The sequence below is a fragment of the Streptomyces sp. NPDC052114 genome, from assembly GCF_040680155.1.
Taxonomy (GTDB): domain Bacteria; phylum Actinomycetota; class Actinomycetes; order Streptomycetales; family Streptomycetaceae; genus Streptomyces.
This window is the reverse complement of sequence record NZ_JBFAWC010000003.1, coordinates 378,142-398,950: the sequence shown is the minus strand read 5'-3', so window position 1 is coordinate 398,950 and position 20,809 is coordinate 378,142. Positions and strand designations below refer to the sequence as shown.

At 71.9% G+C, this 20,809-nt stretch carries 11 protein-coding genes; 3 read left to right on the top strand and 8 right to left on the bottom strand.

The window, feature by feature from the left end; all coding sequences use genetic code 11:
- Positions 1–25 precede the first annotated feature (25 nt).
- Positions 26–2,272: an AAA family ATPase gene (locus tag AB0L89_RS08680; protein WP_365136479.1), complete on the top strand. Its 2,247-nt coding sequence runs from the start codon at positions 26–28 to the stop codon at positions 2,270–2,272.
- On the opposite strand, the gene glgB is transcribed toward AB0L89_RS08680, so the two are convergent.
- The 5 genes from glgB to AB0L89_RS08655 form a co-directional block, all read right to left on the bottom strand.
- Entirely contained in the window at positions 2,247–4,667 is a 2,421-nt protein-coding gene (gene glgB / locus AB0L89_RS08675; protein ID WP_365136476.1) for a 1,4-alpha-glucan branching enzyme, read from the bottom strand. The two genes, AB0L89_RS08680 and glgB, sit on opposite strands and share 26 nt — an antisense overlap.
- A 26-nt stretch (positions 4,668–4,693) precedes the next feature.
- Positions 4,694–6,142, bottom strand: coding sequence for a maltokinase (locus AB0L89_RS08670; protein WP_365136473.1), 1,449 nt, complete (start codon positions 6,140–6,142; stop codon positions 4,694–4,696).
- A gap of 140 nt (positions 6,143–6,282) precedes the next feature.
- Complete coding sequence (treS, locus tag AB0L89_RS08665) at positions 6,283–8,001, bottom strand: maltose alpha-D-glucosyltransferase (RefSeq protein ID WP_365136470.1); 1,719 nt, start codon at positions 7,999–8,001, stop codon at positions 6,283–6,285.
- Positions 7,998–10,019, bottom strand: a complete 2,022-nt coding sequence (locus AB0L89_RS08660) for an alpha-1,4-glucan--maltose-1-phosphate maltosyltransferase (protein WP_365136467.1) — start codon at positions 10,017–10,019, stop codon at positions 7,998–8,000. The genes treS and AB0L89_RS08660 overlap by 4 nt, the downstream gene beginning before the upstream one ends.
- A gap of 233 nt (positions 10,020–10,252) precedes the next feature.
- Entirely contained in the window at positions 10,253–11,482 is a 1,230-nt protein-coding gene (locus AB0L89_RS08655) for a S8 family peptidase (protein WP_365136464.1), read from the bottom strand.
- A 488-nt stretch (positions 11,483–11,970) separates the two neighbouring features.
- Here AB0L89_RS08655 and AB0L89_RS08650 point away from each other — a divergent pair, with 488 nt between their 5' ends.
- Together AB0L89_RS08650 and glgP are read left to right on the top strand one after the other, a co-directional pair.
- Positions 11,971–12,735 (top strand): hypothetical protein, encoded by a 765-nt coding sequence (locus tag AB0L89_RS08650; RefSeq protein WP_365136461.1) that lies wholly within the window; start codon positions 11,971–11,973, stop codon positions 12,733–12,735.
- Positions 12,736–12,862: 127 nt separating this feature from the next.
- Entirely contained in the window at positions 12,863–15,490 is a 2,628-nt protein-coding gene (gene glgP, locus AB0L89_RS08645; RefSeq protein ID WP_365136459.1) for an alpha-glucan family phosphorylase, read from the top strand.
- 53 nt (positions 15,491–15,543) lie between these two features.
- Here the strand turns inward: glgP and AB0L89_RS08640 are convergent, their stop codons facing one another.
- From AB0L89_RS08640 to AB0L89_RS08630, 3 genes are all read right to left on the bottom strand, one after another.
- Positions 15,544–17,175 (bottom strand): M4 family metallopeptidase, encoded by a 1,632-nt coding sequence (locus tag AB0L89_RS08640; protein ID WP_365136457.1) that lies wholly within the window; start codon positions 17,173–17,175, stop codon positions 15,544–15,546.
- Between the two features lie 330 nt (positions 17,176–17,505).
- Positions 17,506–19,548 carry a M4 family metallopeptidase gene (locus AB0L89_RS08635; RefSeq protein WP_365136455.1) on the bottom strand — a complete coding sequence of 681 codons (2,043 nt, stop codon included), beginning with the start codon at positions 19,546–19,548 and terminating at the stop codon, positions 17,506–17,508.
- Positions 19,549–20,024: 476 nt separating this feature from the next.
- A complete protein-coding gene (locus AB0L89_RS08630) occupies positions 20,025–20,771 on the bottom strand; it encodes a hotdog fold domain-containing protein (protein ID WP_365136452.1) in 747 nt (248 codons plus the stop codon).
- Positions 20,772–20,809: the final 38 nt, after the last annotated feature.

Below are 20,809 nucleotides of genomic sequence, written 5' to 3'. Positions count from 1 at the left end.
GCACTGTAACTGGCGAGGGGCTGAATTGTCAACCGAGGAATTGCGGGAAGAGCAGCAATTCGTCTCCGGGCTGTACGCGCGCCTTGACGCGCTGCGCGAGGAGGCCGAGGCCGCCGTGCAGGCATCGTTGTCCCAGGTGGGCAACGGTCTCCAGGCGCGCCTGGAGCGTGATGTGCTGGTGGCGGAGCGGTCCGGGCTGCTCGCCGCCTTCAACGCGGGGGAGAACGGCCTGTGCTTCGGGAGGCTGGAATTCCGCGACGGCCGTGACCACCACATCGGGCGCATCGGAATCCGCGCCTCCGACGTCGAACGCACCCCGCTCGTGATCGATTGGCGCGCCGATGTCGCGCGGCCCTTCTATCTCGCGACGGGCCACACGCCGATGGGTCTGCGGCGGCGCAGGCACATCACCACCGAGGGCCGCGAGGTCACCCAGCTGCACGACGAGATCCTCGACCTCGGCGACACCACCCGCACCGGCCACGAGGGTGCCGACGCCGACGAGGTGCTGCTCGCCGCGCTCGACTCGGCACGCACCGGCCGCATGCACGACATCGTGCAGACCATCCAGGCCGAGCAGGACCGCATCATCCGCGCCCCGCACCGCGGCGTCCTCGTCGTCGAGGGCGGCCCCGGCACCGGCAAGACCGTCGTGGCGCTGCACCGCGCCGCGTTCCTGCTGTACGCGCACCGGGAGCTGCTCGCCAAGCGGGCCGTGCTGATCGTCGGACCGAACCCCGCGTTCCTCGGGTACATCAGCGAGGTCCTGCCCGCGCTCGGCGAGACGGGCGTGCTGCTCTCCACGGTCGGCGAGCTGTTCCCCGGCGTGGCCGCGACCGGCACCGACACCCCCGCCGCGGCCGAGGTCAAGGGCCGCGCCGAGATGGCCGAGGTGCTCGCCGCGGCGGTGCGCGACCGGCAGCGCACCCCCGAGCCGGGCGAGCCGATCCTGATCGCGCACGACGACGGCGACCTGATCCTGGACTGGACGATCGCCCTCGCCGCCCGGGACGCGGCCCGCGCGGCGGATGTGCCGCACAACCTGGGACGCCCGCACTTCGCGTTCCGGATCATCGACGCGCTCACCGAGCAGCTCGCCGAGCGCATCGGCGCCGACCCGTACGGCGGGCCCAACTTCCTGGGCCCCGACGACATCGCCCAGCTCGGCAAGGCCATCGCCGCGAGCCCCGAAGTGCACGCGGCCATCGAGGAGTTGTGGCCCACGCTCACGCCGCAGCGCTTCCTCGCCGACTTCCTGGAGGAGCCGACGGGCCTGACCGGGACGGACGCGGCGGCGGTCCGCAGGCCGCCCGGCGCGGCCTGGACGCCCGGCGACATCCCGCTCCTCGACGAGGCGGCCGAGCTGCTCGGGCACGACGACAGCGCGGCGCGCGCGGCGGCCGAGGCCGAGCGCGCCCGGCAGATCGCCTACGCGCAGGGCGTCCTCGACGTCTCGCGCGCCTCCCGTACGTACGAGTTCGAGGACAAGGACGAGGAGGACGCCGAGGTCCTGCTCGCGCACAACATCATCGACGCCGAGCGGATGGCCGAGCGCCAGGAGGAGCTGGACCACCGCAGCGCCGCCGAGCGCGCGGCCGCCGACCGCACCTGGGCGTTCGGGCACATCATCGTCGACGAGGCGCAGGAGCTCTCGGCCATGGCCTGGCGGCTGCTGATGCGGCGCTGCCCGACCCGCTCCATGACGCTCGTCGGCGACCCGGCGCAGACCGCGGAGGCGGGCGGCTGCGGCTCGTGGGAGACGATCCTCTCGCCGTACGTCGAGGACCGCTGGGAGTACACCCGGCTCGGCGTCAACTACCGCACGCCCGTGGAGATCATGGACGTGGCGGCCGAGGTGCCGCGCGTCGAGCAGCCGGACTTCCGGCCGCCGAGCTCGGTGCGCTCCACGGGCGTACGGCCCTGGGCGCGCCGCGCCGACGACCTGCCCGCGGCCGTGGCCGACGCGGTCGCGGCCGAGGCGCGGGACGAGGGCCGCCTCGCGGTGATCGCCCCGCGCGAGCTCCACGCGGAGCTCGCCGCGCGGCTCCCCGGGGTGACGGCCGGGCAGGCCCCGGACCTGACGCGGCCGGTCGTCCTGATCGACCCGCGTCAGGCGAAGGGCCTGGAGTTCGACACGGTCCTCGTCGTCGAGCCGGCCCGCTACGGCACGAGCGACCTGTACGTGGCCCTGACCCGGGCCACGCAGCGGCTCGGCGTGCTGTACGCGGACGAGCTGCCGGTGGCGCTCAAGCGGGTCGAAGCCACACGGTAGCCAGCGGGGGCAGGGTCAGGCGCAGCGACGCGGGACGGCCGTGCGACGGCACCGGCTCCGGCTTGAGCGGGTCGGGGTTGGTGACGTCGCCGCCGCCGTAGCGGGCCTCGTCGGTGTTCAGGACCTCCTGCCAGGCGGCGAACTCGTCCGGGACGCCCAGGCGGTAGCCGTGCCGCACGACCGGGGAGAAGTGCGAGACGGCGAGCAGCACGGAGCCGTCCTTCGCGTACCGCAGGAAGGCGAAGACGTTGTCCTCGGCGGCGTCGCCCTCGACCCAGGCGAAGCCTGAGGGGTCGGTGTCGCGCTGCCACAGGGCGGCTTCGCCGCGGTAGACGGTGTTCAGCTCGCGGACCAGGTCGCGCACGCCCCGGTGGTCGGGCTCGGCGCCGTACGCCGGGTCGAGCAGCCACCAGTCGGGGCCGTGGCCCTCGGACCACTCGGCGCCCTGTGCGAACTCCTGCCCCATGAAGAGGAGTTGCTTGCCGGGGTGGGCCCACATGAAGCCCAGGTAGGCGCGGTGGTTGGCGCGCTGCTGCCACCAGTCGCCGGGCATCTTCGACACCAACGACCTTTTCCCGTGCACCACTTCGTCGTGCGAGATGGGCAGGACGTAGTTCTCGCTGTAGGCGTACACCATCGAGAACGTCATCTCGTTGTGGTGGTACTTGCGGTGCACCGGCTCCTTCTCCATGTAGCCGAGGGAGTCGTGCATCCAGCCCATGTTCCACTTCAGGCCGAAGCCGAGGCCGCCGAAGCCGCCGGGCCCGGTGTGGTGGGTGGCGCGGGTGACGCCGTCCCAGGCGGTGGACTCCTCGGCGATGGTGACGACGCCGGGGCTGCGGCGGTAGACGGTGGCGTTCATCTCCTGGAGGAAGGAGACGGCGTCGAGGTTCTCCCGGCCGCCGTGCGCGTTCGGGGTCCACTCGCCGTGCTCGCGCGAGTAGTCGAGGTAGAGCATGGAGGCCACCGCGTCGACGCGCAGGCCGTCTATGTGGAACTCCTCGCACCAGTAACTGGCGTTGGCGACGAGGAAGTTGCGCACCTCGCTGCGGCCGTAGTCGAACTCCAGGGTGCCCCAGTCGGGGTGCGCGGCCCGCGCCGGGTCCTCGTGCTCGTACAGGGGCCGCCCGTCGAACTCGGCGAGCGCCCAGTCGTCGCGCGGGAAGTGCGCGGGCACCCAGTCCATCAGGACGCCGATGCCCGCCCGGTGCAGGGCGTCGACCAGGTGCTTGAAGTCGTCGGGCGTGCCGAGGCGGGCCGTGGGCGCGTAGAAGCCGGTGACCTGGTAGCCCCAGGAGCCGCCGAAGGGGTGCTCGGCGACGGGCATCAGCTCGACGTGCGTGAAGCCCAGGTCGGCCACGTACGAAGGCAGCTGCTCGGCGAGTTGGCGATACGTCAGCCCAGGCCGCCAGGACGCGAGATGCACCTCGTACACGGAGAACGGCGCCTCGTGCACCGGAACGTCCGCGCGGCGGGCGAGCCACTCCTGGTCGTGCCACTCGTGGTGCGACTCGTGCACGACCGAGGAGTTCGCGGGCGGTGCCTCGGTGCGGCGCGCGAGCGGGTCGGCGCGCATCGTCGTCGTGCCGTCGGGCCGGGTGATCGCGAACTTGTACAGCTCGCCCTCGCCGACCGACGGCACGAACAGCTCCCAGACGCCGCTGGAGCCGAGCGAGCGCATCGGGAAGCCGGTGCCGTCCCAGAAGTTGAAGTTCCCGACGACCCGCACGCCCCGGGCGTTGGGCGCCCACACCGTGAAGCGGGTGCCGGTGGCGCCCTGGTGGTCCATCGGCCGGGCCCCGAGCGCCTCCCAGAGCCGCTCGTGCCGGCCCTCGCCGATCAGGTGCAGGTCGAGTTCGCCGAGCGCGGGCAGGAAGCGGTAGGCGTCGTGGATCTCCAGCTCCGTGCCCTCGTACGCGACACGCAGGCGGTAGTCGTCCGGCACGGAGCGCAGCGGCAGCACCGCGGAGAAGAACCCGTCGCCGTCGTCGCGCAGTTCGGCGCGGAAGTCCTCGGCGACCACGGTGACGGACTCGGCGTAGGGCCGCAGTACACGGAAGGCCGTCCCGCCGGGCACGGGGTGCGCGCCGAGCACGCCGTGCGGGTCGTGGTGCGTGCCGCTCAGGAGACGGGCGCGGTCGTCGGCGGGGACGGGGGACTCGGTGACGGGGTCGGGCTCCGCCGGAGCCCCGGGCTTCGCCGACGCCTTGACCGGTGCCTTCGCCGGGGTCTTGGCCGGTGCCTTCGCCGCCGCCTTCTTCGCGCTCTTGGTGTTCTTCGCGTTCTTCGCGGGCTGGGCCGTCTTCCTCGGGACCTTTCCGCTCGTCGCGTCCTTCCGGGGGCGTGCGGCTGGTGCGGTGGCTTCGTCGGACGGTTTGCGGGAGCGGGGGGTCACGGAAGGGTCCTCCTCCGGAGGAGTGGTCAGTGGGCGTCTTCGGCGGAGCCGTTCTGGGCGAGACGACGGGCCGCGGCCAGGGGGACCGGGAGCCAGTCGGGGCGGTGCCGTGCCTCGTAGAGGACTTCGTAGACGGCCTTGTCCGTCTCGTGGGCGCGCAGCAGCACCGGGTCGGTGCGCGGGTCGCGTCCTGCGACGTCCGCGTAGCCCGCGCAGTACGCGGCCCGGCAGTCCGCCGCCCACTGCGGTGACCAGGGCCCCTTCGAGCGCGCCGCGTAGTCGAAGGAGCGCAGCATGCCCGCGACGTCGCGGACCGTCGGCTGCGGCAGCCGGCGCTCGGCGAGCGGGCGCGCGGGCTCGCCCTCGAAGTCGATGAGCGACCAGTGGCCGTCGGGGGCGCGCAGGCACTGTCCCAGGTGCAGGTCGCCGTGGACGCGCTGGGCGGTCCACGACTGGCCCTCGCCGCCGAGGTCGGCCAGCGCCTCGAAGGCGGTGAGCAGCCCGGGGGCGAACGGCCGCAGCGCGGGGACCGCCTGCGCCGCCGTGGTGAGGCGGTCCGCCATGCCGTCGGCGATCAGCTCCACCTGGGCCCGGCCGAGCGTGACGGTCGGCAGCGCGGCGGCGAGCGACGCGTGCACCTCGGCGGTCGCGCGGCCGAGCGCCCGCGCCTCGCCGGTGAAGGGCTCGCCCTTGCCGAGCGTCCGCAGCGCGAGGTCCCAGCCGTCCTCGGACCCCGCCAGATAGGGCTGGAGGACGCCGAGCGCGCACGGCCCGTCCGCCGTGGCCTCGGCCCCGTCCCGGCCGAGGTCGGCGAGGAACCACGCGGCGGGTGCCGGGACCCGTGCGCAGCCCTGCCGGGCGAGGTGCAGCGGGAGTTCGAGGTCGGGATTGACGCCGGGCACCACACGGCGGAACAGCTTCAGGATGAACGTATCGCCGTAGACGAGCGAGGTGTTGGACTGCTCGGCGGCGAGCGGGCGCGGGGCGAGACCGGAGGGTATCTCGGTGTGCGGGGCGCGCTCGAAGCGGAGGGGGCCGTGGCGGCCCGGCGTCCGCAGCCGCTCCAGGAGCAGCGCGGCCAGCCGTGGGTCGCGCAGCGCCTCGTACACCGTGCCGCCGGCGAGCGGGCCCTCGGTCGGACGGCCGATCAGGGCGGGGGCCAGGTGCGGGGGCAGGGTGCGGCGTACGCCGATGAACAGCTGGTAGCAGTCGCCGGGCCGTTCCCCGGCGGCGGTCTCCAGCGCGGTGTCCTGCACGGGGACGAGCGGCCTGCGCACCCGCAGCAGCAGGTGCAGCAGACCGGACGGCGCGTCGGGCGGCAGGAGTTCGGTCACCGCGACCGGTTCGAGGGCGCCGATGGGGCGGCCCTTTCCGGCGAACCACCGCTGCCGCGGCAGCCACTCGCGCAACAGTGGATCCAGCGAGGCGAGGAGCGCGGTGGCGTGCGCACCGGGGCGCGTGGCGGCTTCCGACATGGCGTCGCGTCCTTTCCGCGGGGCGGACAAGGCAGAGTGCGGGGGTGCCGGTGGTGCGGGTGCGGGGGGTGCCGGTCGTGCGTAGGAGTGCCCAGGGCGGGGCGGCGGAAACCGCCCCGCGAGGGCGTCGCTTCGGGAGCCTACGCCGCATCCTTGCGCAGCCGGAACCAGTAGAACCCGTGTCCGGCCAGCGTGAGGAGGTAGGGCAGTTCGCCGATGGCCGGAAAGCGCACCCCGCCGATGAGTTCCACGGGGTGGCGGCCGTTGAAGGCCTGCAGATCGAGCTCGGTGGGCTGCGCGAAGCGCGAGAAGTTGTGCACGCACAGCACCAGGTCGTCTCCTTCCTCCCCCGTCGAGGGCGCCTCGCGCAGGAACGCGAGCACCGCCGGGTTGGACGAGGGGAGTTCGGTGTACGAGCCGAGGCCGAAGGCGGGATTCTGCTTGCGGATCTCGATCATCCGGCGCGTCCAGTGGAGCAGTGAGGACGGGGACGACATCGACGCCTCGACGTTCGTGACCTGGTACCCGTAGACCGGATCCATGATCGCCGGGAGGTAGAGGCGGCCCGGGTCGCAGGACGAGAAGCCCGCGTTGCGGTCGGGCGTCCACTGCATGGGCGTGCGCACGGCGTCGCGGTCGCCCAGCCAGATGTTGTCGCCCATCCCGATCTCGTCGCCGTAGTACAGGATCGGCGAGCCGGGCAGCGACAGGAGCAGCGCGGTGAACAGCTCGATCTGGTTGCGGTCGTTGTCCAGGAGCGTGGCGAGGCGCCGCCGGATGCCGATGTTGGCGCGCATCCGCGGGTCCTTGGCGTACTCCGCGTACATGTAGTCGCGCTCTTCGTCGGTGACCATCTCCAGCGTCAGCTCGTCGTGGTTGCGCAGGAAGATGCCCCACTGGCAGCCGGACGGGATGGCCGGGGTCTTGGCGAGGATCTCCGAGACCGGGTAGCGCGACTCGCGGCGCACCGCCATGAAGATGCGCGGCATCACGGGGAAGTGGAACGCCATGTGGCACTCGTCGCCGCCCTCGGCGAAGTCGCCGAAGTAGTCGACGACGTCCTCGGGCCACTGGTTGGCCTCGGCCAGCAGCACCGTGTCCGGATAGTGGGCGTCGATCTCGGCGCGGACGCGCCTGAGCAGGTCGTGGGTGCGGGGGAGGTTCTCGCAGTTGGTGCCCTCCTCCGCGTAGAGATAGGGCACCGCGTCCAGGCGGAAGCCGTCGATGCCGAGGTCGAGCCAGAACCGCAGGGCCGAGACGATCTCCTCCTGGACGGCCGGGTTCTCGAAGTTGAGGTCCGGCTGGTGGGAGAAGAAGCGGTGCCAGTAGTACTGCTTGCGGACCGGGTCGAAGGTCCAGTTCGAGGCCTCGGTGTCGACGAAGATGATCCGGGCGTCCTGGTACTGCTTGTCGTCGTCCGCCCAGACGTAGTAGTCGCCGTAGGGCCCCTCGGGGTCGCTGCGGGACTGCTGGAACCACGGGTGCTGATCGCTGGTGTGGTTCATCACGAAGTCGATGATCACGCGCATGCCGCGCTGGTGGGCGCTGTCGACGAACTCGACGAAGTCGGCGAGGTCGCCGAACTCGGGGAGCACGGCCGTGTAGTCCGAGACGTCGTAGCCGCCGTCGCGCAGCGGCGACTGGAAGAACGGCGGCAGCCACAGGCAGTCCACGCCGAGCCACTGCAGATAGTCCAGCTTGGCGGTCAGGCCCTTGAGGTCGCCGATGCCGTCGCCGTTGCTGTCCTGGAAGGAGCGGACGAGGACCTCGTAGAAGACGGCGCGCTTGAACCACTCGGGGTCGCGGTCCTTGGCCGGGGTGTCCTCGAAGGTGTCCTGGACGGGCTCATTGACGATCATGGTGTGGGTGACCCTCCGATCAACGGTGAGGACGCTCGCAGAACCGTGAGGACATGCGCGGGCGCACGGCCCGGCTCGAGGCGCACGTAGTTGGCTCTGCCCCAGTGGTAGGTCTCGCCGGTGAGCTCGTCGCGCACCGCCACTGTCTCGTGCCAGTCGAGGCCGAGCTGCGGCATGTCCAACGAGACCGTGGCCTCCTGGGTGTGGTGAGGGTCGAGGTTGGCGACCACCAGAACCGTGTTCGAACCGTGGGCGCCGGTCGCGGACTTCGAGTACGCGATCACCGACTCCCGGTCCGTGGTGTGGAAGTGCAGGTCGCGCAGTTGCTGGAGGGCGGGGCTGGCGCGCCGCACGCGGTTCAGGGCGGTGATCAGCGGCGCGATCGTGTCGCCCCGGCGCGTGGCCGACTCCCAGTCGCGGGGCCGCAGTTGGTACTTCTCCGAGTTCAGGTACTCCTCGCTGCCGCGCCGCGCGGGCGCGTTCTCGCACAGCTCGAACCCGCTGTAGACGCCCCACGTCGGGGACAGCGTCGCGGCGAGCACGGCCCGCACCTCGAAGGCGGCCCGGCCGCCCTCCTGGAGGTAGGCGTGCAGGATGTCGGGGGTGTTCACGAAGAGGTTCGGGCGCAGATAGTGCGCGGTCTCCCGCGACAACTCCGTGAGGTAGTCGGTGAGTTCGTCCTTTCCGTTGCGCCAGGTGAAGTACGTGTACGACTGCTGGAAGCCGATCGCCGCGAGGGTGCGCAGCATCGCGGGGCGCGTGAACGCCTCGGCGAGGAAGATGACGTCCGGGTCGGTGCCGTTGATGTCGGCGATCACCCGCTCCCAGAACACCACGGGCTTGGTGTGCGGGTTGTCGACGCGGAACACGCGCACGCCGTGCCCCATCCAGAAGCGCAGCAGCCGCACGGTCTCCGCGATCAGCCCCGGCAGGTCCCTGTCGAAGGCGAGCGGATAGATGTCCTGGTACTTCTTCGGCGGATTCTCGGCGTACGCGATGGTGCCGTCCGCCCGGTGGTGGAACCACTCGGGGTGCTTCTCCACCCACGGGTGGTCCGGCGAGCACTGCAACGCGAAGTCCAGCGCGACCTCCAGGCCCAGCTCGGTGGCGCGGGCGACGAAGTCGTCGAAGTCGTCGAGCGTACCGAGGTCCGGGTGGACGGCGTCGTGACCGCCCTCGGGCGAGCCGATCGCCCAGGGCACGCCGACGTCGTGCGGGCCGGGGGAGAGCGAGTTGTTGGGGCCCTTGCGGTAGGTGGTGCCGATGGGGTGGATCGGCGGCAGATAGACGACGTCGAAGCCCATCCCGGCGATGGCGGGCAGCCGGGCCGCCGCGGTCCTGAAGGTGCCGGAGACGGGCGGCGCCCCCTCCTTGACGACGGCGCCCTCCGAGCGCGGGAAGAACTCGTACCACGAGCCGAACAGGGCGCGGCGGCGCTCCACGGTCAGCGCGAACTCCTCGGAGGACGTGAGGAGTTCGCGCAGCGGGTGGCGGGCGAGCGCCGACTCCACCTCGGGGGTGAGGGCGGCCGCGAGACGGGCCGCCGGCGGGCGGCCCGTGTCGCGCAGTGCCCCGGCCGCGCCGAGGACGGCGGCCCGCTCGGCGAGCGGCACACCGGCGGCGGCGCGCTCGTGGAGCCGGGCGCCCTCCTCCAGGACCAGGTCGGTGTCGATGCCCGCGGGTATCTTGACGCGCGCGTGGTGCCGCCAGGTCGTGACGGGGTCGCCCCACGCCTCCACGGCGTACGTCCAGCGACCCTCCGCGTCCGGGGTGACGTCGGCGCCCCACCGGTCGGTGCCGGGCGCCAGCTCCCGCATAGGAGTCCAGGGGCCCGCACGCCCCTCCGGGTCGCGCAGGACCACGTTGGCCGCGACCGCCTCATGGCCTTCGCGGAAGACGGTGGCGGTGACCTGAAAGGTCTCTCCCGGTACGGCCTTCGCCGGTTTTCGTCCGCGGTGGACGGCGGGTCCGACGTCCAGGACGGGGATGGTGGGTTGCGAGGGTGTGCCTTCGGGCATGTGTGACCGCTCCTGTCCGCGTGCACGGATTCGAGGGGTGTGGAGAGGTTCCGCCGCGCGTGCCGGCGGTGTGCCGGAGTGCGTACCGGTGGAGCCTTCCCAAAGTCTGCGGGTGGGCAATCCGGCGCTTTGTTAACTACTAGTACGTAAGGGTGCATGCAAGACCGGCCCCGCCACGAATGGTGGGACCGGTCCGAAAGTGCACTAACTGGTACGGGTCACCTGCATATGCCCTAGGGGCGGTTGATCCCGGATGCGCCGACCTGGAGGAGTTTGTCGGGCGAGCCGAGACCGGCGCCCGTCACCTTGCCGCGTACGGCGTGGTCGACGAGGGCCTTGGCGACCGCCGCCGGGGTCGCCGCCGGATGGTCGGCGAGGTACAGGGCGGCCGCGCCCGCCGCGTGCGGCGAGGCCATCGACGTGCCGGAGAAGGTCTCCTTGGCGGTGTCGCTCGCGTTCGAGGCCGACGTGATGCGCACGCCGGGCGCGAACAGGTCCAGGGTGGAGCCCCAGTTGGAGAAGCTCGCGCGCGCGTCCTGCCCGTCGCTCGCGCCGACCGTGACCGCCTGGCGCACCCGCGCGGGCGAGTACAGGCTCGCCGGCAGTCCGTCGTTCCCGGCCGCGACGGTGTACGTCACCCCGGACGCGATGGAGTTGCGCACCGCCGCGTCCAGTTGGGCGTTGGCGTAGCCGCCGAGGCTGAGGTTGGCGACGGCGGGCTTGCGGGCGTTCTTCGTCACCCAGTCGATGCCCGCGATGACCTGCGCGGTCGTGCCGGAACCCGCGTCGTCGAGCACCCGCACGCCCACCACGTCCGCCTTCTTCGCGACGCCGTAGGTCTTTCCGGCGATGGTGCCCGCGACATGCGTGCCGTGGCCGTTGCCGTCCTGCGCGGTGGCGTCGTCGTCGACGAAGTCCCAGCCGCTGCGCGCACGGGTGCCGAACTCGCGGTGCGTGGTGCGGATGCCGGTGTCGATGACGTACGCGGTCACGCCCTCGCCCGCCGACTCCGGCCAGGTGTAGGACTTGTCGAGCGGCAGGTCGCGCTGGTCGATGCGGTCCAGGCCCCAGGAGGGCGGGTTCTGCTGCGTGTGCCGCAGGGACACCGTGCTGTCCTGGACGACCGAGGCGACTCTCGGGTCGGCCGCGAGACGCCCGGCCTCGGCCGAACCGGCTTTCACGGCATAGCCGTTGAGCACCTTGCTGTAGGTGTGGCGTATTTTCGCCCCGTACTTCTCGGCGACGCCCTTGCCCGCTTCGGACGGCGCCTTCGTTCCTCCCTTGAGTGTCACGATGTAACTGTTGCTGATGGATCCGGGCTTCCCGGCGCCGAGTACGTGCCCCGCGGGGGCCTGTGCGGGGCCGGCGTGCGCGAGCGGTGCGATGGCCGAAAGCGCCGCGGCCGTGGTGGCGGCGGCGAGGGCCCCCGTCCACCGCGGACGCCTGGTGCGCGACAGAGTCATGTGCTGGCTTCCCTCCCCAATCAGACGGGCGGGCCATGGAGTCGGACCGAGGTGTCGTCACTCTCCCCGTGTGCCGCACGGTCCTGTGGACGGTGCTCCGCTGTGCTGTGCTCCGCTGTGCCTGTCTCCACGGCCGCCACTGGGCAGCCTCTCGTGTGGTGTGAAGCGCTACAAGACCGTACGAGGGGGTGGAATCGGCCGTATCGCCCGTGACGGATGAGTGAGGATTGCGCCGTTTTCCTGGTTGAGGCGCAGGTGCGGGGGCGGATTCAGGACAGGGAGGGGTGCCGGGAACGGTCGGGCAGAAGTCCGATAACCGCCGGTGCGGGGGTGCTCCGCGCGGTCGGATGGGGCATGACGACACCTCGGCCCGGCCTTCCGGGCACCCCCGAGCCCGTGCCGGGGGTGACCGGAGGCCGCCGGGCGGAGGGGGTAGGGTCGGGATCTTCGGCGGGCGACAGCCCCCGGAGTACCCGAAGGCAGACGTCATGACGCACGTCGACTCCCGCACCATGGCGCGGACGCGGCTCGATGCCGCCCTCGACGGCCTCGCCGTCACCCTGCGCGGCGCGACCGGCCACCCCGACGAGGCGCAGTGCGACTGCCACTGGGGCAGCGACGAGGAGCTCGCCCTGCTGAAGGTGGCGGGGGTGGAGCTCGACCCCGACCTCCTGGCCCGCACCTGGCAGGCCCCCGACTGGCGTCACCAGGGCGCGATGGTGCGCCGCATCCTGCCCCAGTTCGCCGTAGAGCTCGTCCGTGGCGCGATACAACCGCTCTTCGGCATGGCGGAGGTCGGGCACTGCCTGGCGAAGGGGACGTGGCAGGAGTGGCCCGACGAGCAGGCCGCGGCGGTCCGGGAGTTCCTGCGCGCCTGGTGGGCGTGGACGCTCACGGAGCCGGAACCGCCGGTGCCCGCGCACGAACTCCTCGCCCTGTGCACCGAGGCGTCCGGCACGCCGAGCCCGTGGCTCGGCATGTGGCAGCAGCTCGCCGGCCCCGTCGCCGACCGCCATCTGACCCGGGCCGTGGCGGAGTGGGAGTACGAACTGCTCGGAGACGCGCTGCCCTGGCACGCGTGGGAGAACGAGGACGCCAACCGCCGCAAGCTCACGGCCTGGCTCGTCCGCCTCGCCCCGGACCGGCTGCGCGCCGACGGCGCCCCCGACGAACTCCTGCACCGGGTACGCCTGATGGGCCTGACCGGCGAGGCCCGCTGGACGGACCCGCACTGGCCGGGGCACCGCTACTGACCCGACGTCCGGCGCGCCCGGAACCCTTCGGCCCGCCGCCGTGCGCCGTGGTTGGCGGGGGCCCGCGCCGCTACCGTTCGACGCGTAGGTCGATACGTAACGCATTCCCCCCAGAGGTGGAGTCGCTGTGAAGGCCATCCGTCGATTCACCGTACGTCCCGTCCTTCCCGAACCCCTCGGCCGTCTCGCCGAGTTGGCCCGCAATCTGCGCTGGTCATGGCATCCGCGCACCCGTGAACTGTTCCGTTCCGTCGACCCCCGGCTCTGGGAGGAGTCCGGGTGCGACCCCGTGCGGCTGCTCGGCGGGGTGCCGCCCGCGCGGCTCGCCGAGCTCGCCGGGGACTCGGACTTCCTGCGCCGGCTCGACGAGGTCGCCGACGAGCTGCGCGAGTACGTCACCGGGGAGCGCTGGTACCAAGAGCGCGCCCGGCACGACGGCCAACTCCCGGCTGCCGTCGCCTACTTCTCGCCGGAGTTCGGCATCACCGCCGCCCTGCCGCAGTACTCCGGCGGCCTCGGCATCCTCGCCGGGGACCACCTGAAGGCGGCCAGCGACCTGGGCGTCCCCCTCATCGGCGTCGGACTGCTCTACCGCCACGGCTACTTCCGCCAGTCGCTGTCGCGCGACGCCTGGCAGCAGGAGCACTATCCGGTCCTCGACCCGAACGAACTCCCCCTCGCCCTGCTGCGCGAGGCCGACGGCACCCCCGCCAGGGTGGCCCTCGCCCTGCCCGGCGGACGGTGGCTGCGCGCCCACGTCTGGCAGGCGCAGGTCGGGCGCGTGCCGCTGCTCATGCTCGACTCCGACGTCGAGGAGAACGACCCGGGCGAACGCGACGTGACCGACCGGCTCTACGGCGGCGGCAGCGAGCACCGGCTCCTCCAGGAGATGCTCCTCGGCATCGGCGGCATACGCGCCATCCGGGCGTACTGCCGGCTGACCGGCCACCCCGCGCCCGAGGTCTTCCACACCAACGAGGGCCACGCGGGCTTCCTCGGACTCGAACGCATCCATGAACGGGCGACCGAGGGGGACGACTTCGACTCCGCGCTCGAAGCCGTCCGGGCCGGCACCGTCTTCACCACGCACACGCCCGTGCCCGCCGGCATCGACCGCTTCGACCGCGAACTGGTCGCCCACCACTTCGGCCCCGGCGCCGAACTGCCCCGCATCGACGCGGGCGACGTCCTGCGGCTCGGCATGGAGACCTATCCGGGCGGCGAGCCCAACCTCTTCAACATGGCCGTGATGGGCCTGCGCCTGGGCAGCCGCGCCAACGGCGTCTCCACGCTGCACGGCACGGTCAGCCGCGAGATGTTCGCGGGCCTGTGGCCGGGCTTCGACGCCGACGAGGTCCCCATCGCCTCCGTCACCAACGGCGTGCACGCCCCGACCTGGGTGGCCCCCGAGGTCTTCGCCCTCGGCGCCCGCCAGATCGGTGAACGGCGCACCGAGGACGCCCTCTCCGTCGGCGACTCCGACCGCTGGGACTCGGTCGCCGACATCCAGGACACCGACATCTGGGAGCTGCGCCGCTGTCTGCGCGGACAGCTCGTCGACGAGGTCCGGCGCCGCCTGTACGACTCCTGGCGCCAACGCGGCGCCGCGAGCGCGGAGCTGGGCTGGATCGACGAGGTCCTCGACCCGGACGTCCTGACCATCGGCTTCGCCCGCCGCGTCCCCTCGTACAAACGCCTCACGCTCATGCTGCGCGACCGCGACCGGCTGATGGAGCTGCTGCGCCACCCCGAGCGGCCCGTCCAGATCGTCGTCGCGGGCAAGGCGCACCCCGCGGACGACGGCGGCAAGCGGCTCATCCAGGAGCTGGTGCGCTTCACCGACGACCCGCGGGTGCGCCGGCACATCGTGTTCCTGCCCGACTACGGCATGGCGATGGCGCAGAAGCTCTACCCGGGCTGCGACGTGTGGCTGAACAATCCGCTGCGGCCCCTGGAGGCCTGCGGGACCAGCGGCATGAAGGCCGCGCTGAACGGCTGCCTCAACCTCTCGGTCCTGGACGGCTGGTGGGACGAGTGGTTCGAGCCGGACTTCGGCTGGGCCATCCCCACCGCGGACGGCTCGGCCACCGACGACGACCGCCGCGACGACCTGGAGGCGGCCGCCCTCTACGACCTCCTGGAGCGCCGTGTCGCGCCCCGCTTCTACGAACGGGGGCCGGGCGGCCTGCCCGACCGCTGGATCGAGATGGTCCGCGGCACCCTGACGCGGCTCGGCCCGAAGGTCCTCGCGGGGCGCATGGTGCGCGAGTACGTCGAGCGGCTCTACGTGCCCGCCGCGCGCGCCCACCGGGCGCTGGACCCCGCGGCCGCCGGGGAACTGGCCGCCTGGAAGGCCCGGGTCCGCGCCGCCTGGCCGCGCGTCGCCGTCGACCACGTCGAGGCCTCGGCGACCGGCGCCACCGCCGAGCTGGGCGCGACGCTGGCCCTGCGGGTGCGCGTGCACCTGGGCGAGCTGACGCCGGACGACGTGGAGGTCCAGGCGATCGCGGGCCGCGTCGATCCCGAGGACCACCTGGCCGATGCCTCTTCGGTGGCGTTGAAGCCGGCGGGCGGGCCCGATCAGGAGGGGCGGCTCGTGTACGAGGGGCCTCTCGCGCTGGACCGCACGGGGCCCTTCGGGTACACGGTCCGGATCCTTCCCTCGCACCGGCTGCTGGCCAGTGGCGCCGAACTGGGCCTGGTGGCGCTGCCGTCCGAGGCGACGGGGGAGGAGGCGGGGGTCCTGATGCGCTGAGCACGGCAACGGGGGCCCGCGACCGCGGGCCCCCGTCGATGCTGCTTACGGTGTTACTTGACGTTGACGCCGGTCCAGGCCGCCTCGACGCCCTTGTACTCCGCCGAGTCCGCACCGTACAGGTCGGACGCGGCCTTCAGGGTGCCCTCGCGGGCGTCCTTGTACTGGGTGGTCGACGTGAAGTACGTCGTCAGGGCCTTGAACCAGATCTTCTCGGCCTTGTCGCGCCCGATGCCCTCGACCTTGGAGCCGTCGGCGGTCGGGGAGTCGTACTTGACGCCGTTGATCTCCTTCGCGCCGCTGCCCTCGGACAGCAGGTAGAAGAAGTGGTTGGCGATGCCCGAGGAGTAGTGGACGTCGACGTTGCCCGCGTCCTCGCTCCAGCTGTCCAGGGACTGGCCGTCCTTGGAGGGCTTGTCCATGTAGCGCAGCGGGGTGCCGTCGCCGTTGATGTCGATCTTCTCGCCGACGAGGTAGTCGCCGACGTCCTCGGTGTTCTTCGCGTTGAACTCGACGGCCGCCGCGAAGATGTCGGAGGTGGCCTCGTTCAGGCCGCCGGACTCGCCGCTGTACTCCATGTTGCCGGTGGCGGAGGTGACGCCGTGCGTCATCTCGTGGGCCGCGACGTCGATCTCGGTGAGGGGCTTCTTGTCGCCCTCGCCGTCGCCGTACGTCATGCAGAAGCAGCTGTCGTCCCAGAAGGCGTTGACGTAGCCGTTGCCGTAGTGGACCCGGGAGGTCGCGCCCTTGCCGTCGCCGTTGATGCCGCTGCGGCCGTGCACGTCCTTGTAGTAGTCCCAGGTGAGCTGGGCGCCGTAGGCGGCGTCGACGGCCGCGGTCTGGGCGTCGTCCGGCTTGCCGGTGCCCCACGTGTCGTCGTCGTCCGTGACGAGCTTGCCGTCACCGCTCTGCGAGTGGTTCAGGTCGTACGTGCCGTGCCCGCCGCGGCCCTCGTCGGTCAGCTCGAAGCCGTTGGAGCCCTTCTTGGTGCCGAGCTCGACCTTGCCGCTGTACTGGCTGTTGCCGGTGGCGTTCTCGATCTCCTGCTGCTGGAAGAGCTTCTTGCCGGTGGCGGCGTCCGTGACGATGCGCAGCCGGCTCGGCGTGCCGTCCTTCTGCATGCCGGTGACGACGGTCTCGTACGCGAGGACGGGCTTGCCGGAGGCGGCCCAGATCACCTTGCGCGGGGACTGTGCGTCGGCCTTCGAGGTCTTCGCCTTGGCGGCGGTCGACTCGGCGGACTTGGCGACCGACGACTTGGCGACCTTGGCGTCGGTGGAGGCGACCTTCACGGTGGCCTCGGTCGCCTTGGTGACGCCCTTGAGCTTGCCGCTCTTGGCGGTGTGCACGACGAGGTCGCCGCCGAGGACGGGCAGGCCGTCGTAGGTGCGCTCGTAGCGGGTGTGGGTGGTGCCGTCGGCGTCCTTGACGACGTCACGGACGACGAGCTTCTCCTTGGCGCCCAGGCCGATCCGGTCCGCGGTGGCGGCCTTGTCGGCGTCGGCGTCCTGGAGGAGGTCCGCGCGGGCCGACTTCGAGAGGCTGACCGGAGCACCGGCCAGGGTCGCGTTCTTGTCGGTCTGCGCGGAGGCGCCGGTGGTCAGTCCGGCGGTGAGAAGCGCTCCGGCGGCAACAGCGGTGGCTATCGCCAGGGTCGAGCGCTTACGGGAAAAGTGGGGGGTCACGCAGGCTCCTTCTGTGGGGGGCCCAGGTGGCATGGGGGACTACCCGGGCATGAAAGACGCGGTGCGGGTGTGATTCCTGTGTGGTGCGAGGGAAGAGTGTCATTCGAGCCAGGTACATGTCAGCCCCTGAGGTGAGGTTGGCCGGAAATCGTCCGTTGAGCGATGGTCAACTTACGGAATGCGAACACGGTGTGAACGCCACGCACCTGGAACGAGCGCGCCGCCCCGGGGAGTTGATTCACCCGGGGCGGCGCCGTTTGTACTGCCCCGCCGAGGGGCTCAATCCCCCTCGGCCAGGGCTTCATGGGGCCGCTGAGGGCCCTGTGCGGTTTACGGGAAGGTGACCTTCCAGCTGTTGATGTAGCCGGTGTCCTGCGCGGCCACGTCCTGCACCCGCAGCTTCCACGTGCCGTTGGCCACCTCGGAGGAGGCGTTGACGGTGTACGTCTCGTTCACGTTGTCCGCCGAGTCCGAACCGCTGGCCGCCTTCAGGACGTAGACCGACCCGTCGGGGGCGAGCAGGTCGACCTTCAGGTCACCGCGCCAGGTGTGCACGATGTCGACGGAGACCTTCAGGTTGTTCGGCGCGTTGCCGGTGCGGCCCGTGACGTTGACCGACGAGGTCACCGCGGCGCCGTTGTCCGGGATCGCGACGTCCGTGGTGTTCTCGAAGGACGTGCCGGGCTGCTCGCCGCCGGGACGGCTGCCCACGTTCACCGCGGCCCAGGCGTTCGCCACGGCCGTGTACTCGGCGCTGGTGGTGCCGTACAGCTCACCGGCCACCGCGAGCGTGCCGGTGCGGGCCGCCGCGTAGTTGGTCGTCGTGGTGAACTTCGTGGTGAGCGCCTTGAACCAGATCAGCGAGGCCTTGTCGCGGCCGATGCCGGTCACCGGCAGGCCGTCGGAGGTCGGCGAGTCGTACTGGACGCCGTTGATCTCCTTCTTGCCGCTGCCCTCGCTCAGCAGGTAGTAGAAGTGGTTGGCGACACCGGACGAGTAGTGCACGTCGATGTTGCCGATGCCCGAGTACCACGCGTCCTTGGACGCGCCGTCCTTGCTCGGCTTGTCCATGTAGCGCAGCGGGGTGCCGTCGCCGTTGATGTCGATCTTCTCGCCGACGAGGTAGTCGCCCTTGTCCTGCGGGTTGTTGGCGTTGAACTCGACGGCCGCCGCGAAGATGTCGGAGGTCGCCTCGTTCAGGCCGCCGGACTCGCCGCTGTAGGTCATGTTGCCGGTCGCGGAGGTGACGCCGTGCGTCATCTCGTGGGCCGCCACGTCGATGCCGGTCAGCGGCTTGGCGTTGCCCGCGCCGTCGCCGTACGTCATGCAGAAGCAGGAGTCCTGCCAGAACGCGTTGACGTAGTTGTTGCCGTAGTGGACCCGCGAGGACGCGCCGACGCCGTCGCCGCGGATGCCGCTGCGGCCGTGCACGTTCTTGTAGTAGTCCCAGGTGAGCTGGGCGCCGTACGCGGCGTCCGCGCCGGCGGTCTCCAGGTTGGAGGCCTGGCCGTTGCCCCAGATGTCGTCGGGACCCGAGAAGAGGGTGCCGGTGCCCGAGGTGGCGTGGTTCAGGTTGTACGTCTTGTGGCTGCCGCGGCCGGTGTCGGTGAGGGTGTAGTTCGACCCCGACTGCGCCGAGCCCAGGGTGACCTGGCCGCTGTACTGCGTGTTGCCCGTGCCGTTCTCGACGCCCTGCCACTGGAAGAGCTTCTTGCCGGTGGCGGCGTCCGTGATGACGTGCAGCTCGTTCGGCGTGCCGTCGTGCTGGAGACCGCCGACCACCGTCTCGTACGCGAGCGTCGGCTCGCCCTTCGCCATCCACACGACCTTGCGCGGCGCCCTGTTGGCGTCGGTCTTCTTGGAGCCCTCGGCCTTCGCGGCGCCGAGCGCCTGCTTCTCGGCGGCCGACGCCTTGACGTCGGCGCTCAGGTCGATGCCCTTGAGCTGCGCCTTGGCCGCCTTGGTGACGCCCTCGGTCTTCCCGGACTTCGCGGTGTCGACGACCAGGTCGCCGCCGAGGACGGGCAGGCCGTCGTAGGTGCGCTCGTACCGGGTGTGGGTGGTGCCGTCGCGGTCCTGGGTGACGTCGCGGACGACGAGCTTCTCCTTGGCGCCCAGGCCCAGGTCCTTGGCGGTGTCCGCCTTGGTGGCGTTGGCGTCGCGCAGGAGCTCCGCGCGCTGGGCGGGGGTGAGCTTGGCGGCCAGGGCGCCGGGGTCGACCTTCCCGAGCTTCTGGGTCTTGGCGTCCTTCGGGGCGGTCGTCCACGGGTCGTCGGCCGAGGCGGGACCCGCCTGGACGGCGACGGCGAGGAGGGCGGCGACGGCGGAGAGGGCGCCGACGGCGGCGGTGCGTCTGTGGGAGGTGCTTCTCAACGCGGACTCCTTCTGCGCGGCCGCGGGGGTGCGCGGCCAGAACTACCGGACGACTGGGTCGCCGTCCGGGCAGAGCAAGGCGGAACGCAGAACTGGGCGGTGCACACAGGGCAATGCGTGAAGAAACCGTCACGTTGTTGAAGACCGTGCGACGGTCGAGGGAAGAGTGGCACCAGAGCCGTGTCTCTGTCAGGGGCGCGTCAACAGTTGGCCGGAAATAGTCCGTTGGTCGGTGGAGTGCGTTCGTTATGCGGTGCCTGGCCGGGGGCCTTGGGCGGCGCGGGCCGTGCCCCGGGCGGCGGGGCCCGGCGGGACTCTTCGCGTCGCCGCGCGTGGCCGTAATCCGCCGGTTGCTCGGCCGGTTGCTCCGCCGATCGCTTCGCGGGTGGCCCGGCGGGTGGGGTCCGCGGGTGTGCCCCGATCCGTGGCCGTCGTCGTGCGCCGACGCCTCGGGGCTCCGCCCCGGACCCCGCTCCTCAAACGCCGGAGGAGCTGTTCCGGCTCTCCTTCGGGTCGACCCACAGCGCCTCGCCCAGCGCGCAGATCTCGCCCTTCGCCGTGGCCACCGCCACCCCCATCGTGTGCTTGCGGCCCGACTCGTGGAGCAGCCAGGCGTACGTGATGTGGCCCTCGCCCGCCGTCACCGGCCGCAGCACCCGCCCCGTCAGCGCCGCCGTCACCGCCCCCATGCGCAGCCCGCCCAGGAGGATGCCGGCCGCGGCGCTCGGGCAGTCCAGGGCCGCCCAGACCAGGTCGGGGCGGAACACGCCGTCGGCGTCGGCGAAGGCGGCGTGCGGCACCCAGGCGGTGGCGACCATGTCCCGGCCCGGCACCGGCATGCAGTGCTGGAGCAGCCCGCTGCCCGGCGCCCGCTTCCCGCAGCCGAAGCAGTCCACGTCCTCCTCGGCGAGCAGCGGCGGCGCGGCGAGGTAGGCCTCGGCGGCGGCCGCCGCCTCGTCCCAGGTGGGGGCGGGCGGCGCGGTGAGGGACGCGTCGGGCGCGGGGGACGCGGTGGCCAGGTCCGTGCCCGCACGGTCGGTCAGCCGCGCGCCGCCGTCCGGACGGCCGGCGAGCCGAAGGCCCTCGCCCACCGGCGTTCTCGCCCGGAAGTCCACGCGTACGGTCCCGGCGGTGGCGCGCTCGGCCAGCATCCCGGCGACGTACCCGCCGAAGGCGACGCCCGGATATCCCTGATACAGCTCGGCAACGACGAAGTCGGTCATGGGGTCAGCTCACCACACCCGTGGATCACCCCACCACA

What these genes read in the sequence shown, in the direction of transcription:
- AB0L89_RS08650 (WP_365136461.1), top strand. Translation starts at nt 11,971, where the DNA reads ATGACGCACGTCGACTCCCGCACCATGGCGCGGACGCGGCTCGATGCC.
- treS (WP_365136470.1), bottom strand. Translation starts at nt 8,001, where the DNA reads ATGATCGTCAATGAGCCCGTCCAGGACACCTTCGAGGACACCCCGGCC.
- AB0L89_RS08630 (WP_365136452.1), bottom strand. Translation starts at nt 20,771, where the DNA reads ATGACCGACTTCGTCGTTGCCGAGCTGTATCAGGGATATCCGGGCGTC.
- AB0L89_RS08670 (WP_365136473.1), bottom strand. Translation starts at nt 6,142, where the DNA reads ATGTCGGAAGCCGCCACGCGCCCCGGTGCGCACGCCACCGCGCTCCTC.
- AB0L89_RS08660 (WP_365136467.1), bottom strand. Translation starts at nt 10,019, where the DNA reads ATGCCCGAAGGCACACCCTCGCAACCCACCATCCCCGTCCTGGACGTC.
- AB0L89_RS08655 (WP_365136464.1), bottom strand. Translation starts at nt 11,482, where the DNA reads ATGACTCTGTCGCGCACCAGGCGTCCGCGGTGGACGGGGGCCCTCGCC.